This window comes from Bacillus sp. SRB3LM, from assembly GCF_015712745.1.
In the GTDB taxonomy this organism is placed as follows: Bacteria; Bacillota; Bacilli; order Bacillales; family Bacillaceae_G; genus Bacillus_A; species Bacillus_A thuringiensis_K.
Window position 1 is genome coordinate 1 of sequence record NZ_VWVQ01000073.1, and the last position, 6,522, is coordinate 6,522.

Genomic DNA, 6,522 nt, shown 5'->3' on the forward strand with positions numbered 1-6,522 from the left:
TGAATACTGGAAATTGTACGCCCTTCTTTGATTACCAATTCAACACATTGTTTTTTAAACGTTTCATCATACTGTTTTTTCATCTGAAACACCTTTTATATAGAATAATTTATCTCTATACTGTGTTCCAGTTTTACTGTACCACCTCACTTTGTATGCGTGATCCTATAGAGATGGGAAATGGTTAAATCCCAAATGTAGTGTAACGTTGTAATTAACTTCCTGTTTTTTGTCTATTATGAAAACATTCGTGATTTACATCACAATTAAAGTTTAAGCATATATTCTACTTTTTTGAATCGATGTCTTCAGTTTCAAGAATATGCGACTTGTTTTAATTAAAGCAGTAATTTAAATGTTAAATTTTATTATTAAATATAATGAATATGAATAATAGAGGGTTATTCCGCATAGACCCTAAATAAAAATGTATGGGAGGAATCAATATGATTTCTATTAGCCTATGTTTGATTGTCAAAAATGAGGAACATAACCTAGAAAATTGTTTATTGTCTGTGAAGGGAATTCCAGATGAAATCATTATTGTAGATACGGGTTCTACTGACCGAACGCAGGAGATTGCGAAAAAATGGACATCACATGTATATTCTTTTGAATGGATTGATGATTTTTCTGCTGCCAGAAATGCTTCTTTTCAATATGCAACAAAAGATTATATTTTCTGGTTAGATGCAGATGATATTTTGGAACCAGAGCAAAGTAACAAATTAAAACGATTAAAAGAATCTCTTTCAGAGGATGTGGATGCAGTTTCCATGAAATACTTAATGCTTCACGAAGACAAGAAAAAAGTGGTGTCTTATACGAAACGGTTACGACTAGTAAAACGCAGTAAAGGCTTTACGTGGAAAGGTATTGTGCATGAAGATTTATCTATAGGTGATTCTTATACATGTGTTAACTCGGATATTTGTGTTACACATACTAAAGTAGGAAATGCTCATGCATCACCTGCACGTAGAAATATACAAATTTATGAACGTCATTTGGAAAAAGGCTATAAATTGAATATATCTGATATGTATCATTATGCAAGAGAATGTAAAGTACACAAAGAATATGATAAGGCAATTCAATATTTTGAACAATGTAAAGAGCATCCTGAGATTTCATTAGAAAATAAAATGTTTATTTATCATCAATTAGCTACCTGTTATGTAATGATGAAACAACCAGAAAAAGAGTTAGAATTCACATTACAATCACTGGCGTTAGATGTCCCTTATCCAGCATTTAGTTGTCGTATGGGGGAACATTTTTTAAGAAAAGGACATGTGGAAGCAGCTATTTTTTGGTATAAAACGGCTTATATGCAACCTTCACCAGATCGGTATGCTTGGTCTGTGGCAGAACAGGCATATCACACATGGCTTCCCCATCAACAGTTGGCTATTTGTTATCAATTACTGGGTGATAAGGAAAAAACTCTTTTTCATGAAAAGCAGGCGGAATTTTACCAAAACGGAACGGAAAAACAGAATTAATCCCTTTATTCTTTAGAGTGATACTGGAGTTAACAACCCGCTCTATCATGGTATATACGGAAAGAAGGACATCCTCATTTACGCAGGTTTAGATCTAATAACGTGGTTGCTTCGATATCAACAATAAGAATATAATTGACTGGAAGTAAATGTTTTCGATACAACAGTGACTGGTTTTTCGTACATTTTACTTTATATTTCAAATGATTTTGAAACTGTGACCATGATACGTCACTACTTGCTTTTGATAACTTATGATTCTGGAATATATTCAATATTTGTAAATCTTCTATACCGATGACATCGTGTTTGTTGATATTTTGTTCAAGTAATCTTTTCTAGCGTTTGCCCTGTATGTATACATTCTAGCTACCTTTACGCGCTGTTTATTCCAATGAAAAAATTTTTGGTTTGTCTAGGTTTTTCCATCTGAAAAATTGTTGAAATCTTTTAGTCCTACATCCACTCCCATGTAAAAAGGTGTTTTCGGAAGCGCTTGTACTTTTGTTTCAACTAATAATGACATAATATCAAAAAGATTCTGTCTAATTGTATCATGTAAAATACCCCCTTTGCTTCACGAATTTTGACAAATTATTAAACAAGACCTAGTTTTGCCCATTTTATTTCTTAAAACGGAAATGTTTTCATTTGTTTTTTGTAGTATAGGATTGCATGTTGTTGGCCTTAAATTTGACACGTGAGGCATTGTTTTGTTTTTTAATGTGTATAAGCATTCCAAAGGTTGCGAAAAGCTGACTAACTCGTAATACTATCTACGGTTGTTAACCAAACAAAATCTTTATTCATGGCAGTAAATTTGGCAGAGTGTGTACCATATGTCAACCTTTTATATACTATCCCATTTATTGAACATTAAGAGAGCCTAGCCTATCACTTTATGAATTAGGCTCCTTTGCCCGAAGCTAATTATTTCGCTTTTATTGAGGAAGAAATTCCAAATAACATATAAAATAAAAGAAATATAGTCTACCATTATTCCTGTACACTTTTTAGAAGAAACTAAGGAAAAATTAGAATTAAAACGATGAATAGGAAATTGCAGAATAAATGTTAATAAGAGCATCGTATTTGTTTCAGAGGATAGCTCGGATATTTTTTTGAAAAAATAAGGGGAAATTTAGATTTAAAAATTACAAAGAACGCTGTTAAAACTTTATTTTGCAGTCAGAAAAACATCCTCTTTTTTATACAATATAAAATGCTTTTTGGATGTACCAAACCGAACTATATCCCCTATCTATTTGGTAAATATTATTGATAATAGCGCAGACAAAATAGATATTATCTATGTGAAAAATATAAGAATAACAATAAAAAGGCATAAATTAAAAATATAGAAATACTAAATAGTATGAAAGGCTAATTTATGTAAGATTAAAAAAACATGCCATTAAAAGGAAAGTGAGGGTATCTAATTATGGAAGACGTTATACAGGATTTTAACGGTCCGGATTCGATAATGAAGAAGACACAACAGTCAACTGTGCCATTTCAATGTGTAGTAGAAATTCCTCGTGGATATCGAGTTGTGTCTCATGGTTTAACACAGTTTATGTATGATGTGAGCGGATTATCCATAGCACAAGATACTGGAAAGAAAACCATTAATGTAGAAGATTATGGGCAAATTGAAATCGATTTATACACTTTAACTATGCGGGGCTGTATTTCTATAGCAGCTAATATTGATATTAAACCCGAACAAAATACTCAAATTAATTTTGTGGGGAGTACATCAAATACAATTCAATTGTACTATACAGACACTATTTCAATCGATACCGTTTTAAAATATAGTGTGAAACCTTTTCCATATCATGCGGTGGATTGCAACCATGTGAAAATAGATAATATTCAACTGGAACCATTTGACATAGTAAATCCGCGAATATGGAAATTAACCGGTGTTTTTCAATTTAATTATTAATAATTACAAATGGTATTAAAGATTAAGTTATTTATGCCTTCCTTATAAACTGGTTCAAAATACTGTAGTATTTTGAAAAAAGGTAAAACAACCGCAGTGTTAAAAAATATATTTCTTTAAAACCAAAGTTTGAATCCAGACTTTGGTTTATTAGTTTATACATACGTTGTATATTGCGCCACTATGAACTTGAATTAGGAGATTTGAGAAATTCGAAACTTTTTGCTACGTATATTTATTAAGTTATACAGACTATACCTTCAGTTATAAGGATCTTGAATCATTAAAACACCCTTACTTTAAGTAAGCTAGTAAGAGGTACTAAGTGAGTGAGTTCACTAGCCACCCACATTTGTTGTTGTTTTAAAATGTATCTAAAATTCTAAAAGAATGAGGTGTATCGTTTCCCAAAATAAACAGTATGAATTGGGTTCATACATATTTCAATTTAATTTACATAATTTTCAAAAAATAAAATAGAGGAAGTATATATTAACTGAAAAAATAGTTTACAATAACCACATTGTGTTTTCAAGACATATAATGAATTACATCAAATGTTTATTACCGCTTAAACAGTAACTAAATTTCATAAAAGGGCATATGCCTTTTTAACTTTGCAACAGAACTGTTCATATTTGCACAAGTCAAAGGCCTTCATACTAACTATATAAACAAAACCAATATTATTCCCATGATAAACGTCTAAGCATATTTATATAAATACGCATATACAATAAGGAGTTATTAAAAAGGAGGCTCCAAAATGGCATACATTAACGGTGTGGACTTGTGTAAATATTATGGCATTACAGAAGGAGATAAAATTCGATTATTTTCAGGCGGGAATTTACTTGGAACCGGTGCATTTATTCGCGTTGAGGGAAATATAATAATTTGGATGGATCGAAATGCTAACATGAATTTTACTGATTTACGTGTAAGTAGTATTCAAAAAGTTACTGCTTGTTGTGATGAAAAAACAATTTATGATTCAGGATTATAATGAATCTATTGTTAAATAAAATATACTAAAAGTTATAATTGGTTTAAAAAATCTTAAGATTTGAATCTAATTAATATTTATTAGATTGTAATCAAATTTACACAAAATAATCCATATCATGATTAATTTAAATTTTTTAATTAATCATGATATGAATTTTTTACATAGCTTTCAATAGTTAATTTTTGATTTATAATATTCATTGAACTATTCTCAGTTAAATCGACTGGAGGCTCTGCTTATTTTCTATGAACATCGATGTATCCGTCTGTAATCTCCATACAGTAAAAATATGAATATTTTTTGATAATTTCGGTCGAGATTTTATCTAAATAATCTTTTTTAGCACTTGCTATGTATTCATGCATTCTAGATACCTTTAATAGCTGTTTATTCTAGTAAGAAGGTTCTTTTTGAAAGAATATGCTGTACTTTCGCAAATTTTTCTTCTAATGATCGAAAAAATTTCAGATTTTTATAGATTGTTTTATCTGACAAAATGGAAAAATCTTTTTGTCCTACATCCATCCCAATGTAAGATTTTGTTTTCGGACGTTCTTATACTTCTGTTTCAATTAACAATGATACAAAGTATCTGCCAGAAGGATTCTGTCCAACTGTAGCATGTAAAATACGTTCCGTTCTGGTTCTTTACTTTACAACTTTTGGCAATTTAATTTTAATTCAGCTCCTATCTGTTCGCACTTAGAGTTTCCTTAAGGAAAGAGTCTTTGGTTAAAATGATAAAGAAGGTATTATTTTGTAATTTTTGCAGTAATTTTTTTTATATTACTCAAGGTAAGGTCAGTAATATTCATATTCCCTCGTTTATCCAACCAAAAAATTAGATTATTTTCAAACTTCAAAAATGTACCTACCCCCATAAAATTCCCATTAGAAAATACTTTGATTAAATCACCTTCATGTATGTTGGAGAATATTGTAGGAAGTTCTTTTTTATTATTTTTACAAATTTCACATTGGCATTGCTGATTTATATGCATCATAATCTCCCTTCATAAGTCCTTTTGTTATTATATATATGAAAAATGTAACTACATTGGTGCAAATATAGTAACTAGTTATGGCACAAAATTCTCTAATAAAGTTACATAAAAAAAAGAAAACAGATATACAGCTAAAGTGATTTAATGAATTTTTCTTCATCTTATCAAAGTTGGATGGAAAAGTTCAGATACAAAAGAACAATTTATCACCAGAACTTTCTAGACTACTTTAATTCCACGGTGGAGGATTAAGAAATTTTGTTTTTGGGTGGACGGATTCTTTTTTTTAAAACGTATGACATTGCTTCTATACTATATAAAATAGCTTCAGCTGTTTGATACCATTTAAACATTAATATAAGAATGTTTAAGTTTTTTAATAAGAACATCCCTTTGTTATATAGGATTATTTTGTTTAGATGTCTACCAGCACTTTTTGGCTTCAATTTTCCGAAAACAATGGATAGATTAGATTTTTGTATTCGTATAACTTGTAGGGGCACGGCAACGATTAGTACTTTTTTGGGCCATTCACAGGTCTAATTACAAAAGAACTGTTCTTATCCGCTAAAAAGATATCTAAGAAATGTTAATTTTTCATGTGAATAAATAATTTAATAACATCTTATAAATTTATCCCAATAAGGTATACTCTATTGGAATAATAACTCAGTTATTGATTTTCTTAATTCTAAAGTGTCTCATATGACTTGTTTCAAATACTAGAATCATGATGAAATACTAAATTATGTTATATAAAATGGCCAGTGGCCCAAAAAAGAAGGAATCGTTGCCGTGCCCCTTGTAGAATTAATCAAATAAAAGTTAGTTGTGTTTTCTTTAGAATTAACAGCATGAATACAATGCTTGATGTAAAAATTTAGCTTATTCAATTTTAATTAAAAGATGTCTCAAGGAATCCAAACTAGACAAATCAAATATTTAAATTATATTAGTCATTCTGACCTGGTCAAGAAAAACTGGAACATGAAATAGATTATGCAATTGATTTTGAATACTGATACGGAGTCATTCCATTTAATGATGAGTGCG

4 protein-coding genes and 2 pseudogenes are annotated in these 6,522 nt (G+C 29.9%); 3 read left to right on the forward strand and 3 right to left on the reverse strand.

The genetic code is table 11. From position 1 onward, the window contains the following. The first annotated feature begins 446 nt into the window (after positions 1–446). Positions 447–1,505 (forward strand): tetratricopeptide repeat-containing glycosyltransferase family 2 protein, encoded by a 1,059-nt coding sequence (locus F3I02_RS21090; protein ID WP_230876879.1) that lies wholly within the window; start codon positions 447–449, stop codon positions 1,503–1,505. Here the strand turns inward: F3I02_RS21090 and F3I02_RS34105 are convergent. Next, positions 1,504–2,357: pseudogene (locus tag F3I02_RS34105) on the reverse strand (zinc ribbon domain-containing protein); the annotation flags it as partial. The gene F3I02_RS21090 and the pseudogene F3I02_RS34105 overlap by 2 nt on opposite strands. Before the next feature lie 589 nt (positions 2,358–2,946). Here F3I02_RS34105 and F3I02_RS21100 point away from each other — a divergent pair. Together F3I02_RS21100 and F3I02_RS21105 are read left to right on the forward strand one after the other, a co-directional pair. Beyond that, positions 2,947–3,456 carry a hypothetical protein gene (locus tag F3I02_RS21100; protein ID WP_196478387.1) on the forward strand — a complete coding sequence of 170 codons (510 nt, stop codon included), beginning with the start codon at positions 2,947–2,949 and terminating at the stop codon, positions 3,454–3,456. Between the two features lie 766 nt (positions 3,457–4,222). Then, positions 4,223–4,462, forward strand: a complete 240-nt coding sequence (locus tag F3I02_RS21105; protein ID WP_196478388.1) for a hypothetical protein — start codon at positions 4,223–4,225, stop codon at positions 4,460–4,462. Between the two features lie 296 nt (positions 4,463–4,758). Here the strand turns inward: F3I02_RS21105 and F3I02_RS21110 are convergent. Continuing rightward, a pseudogene (locus F3I02_RS21110) lies at positions 4,759–5,098 on the reverse strand (transposase); the annotation flags it as partial. Between the two features lie 119 nt (positions 5,099–5,217). Further along, a complete protein-coding gene (locus tag F3I02_RS21115) occupies positions 5,218–5,466 on the reverse strand; it encodes a hypothetical protein (RefSeq protein WP_196478389.1) in 249 nt (82 codons plus the stop codon). Positions 5,467–6,522: the final 1,056 nt, after the last annotated feature.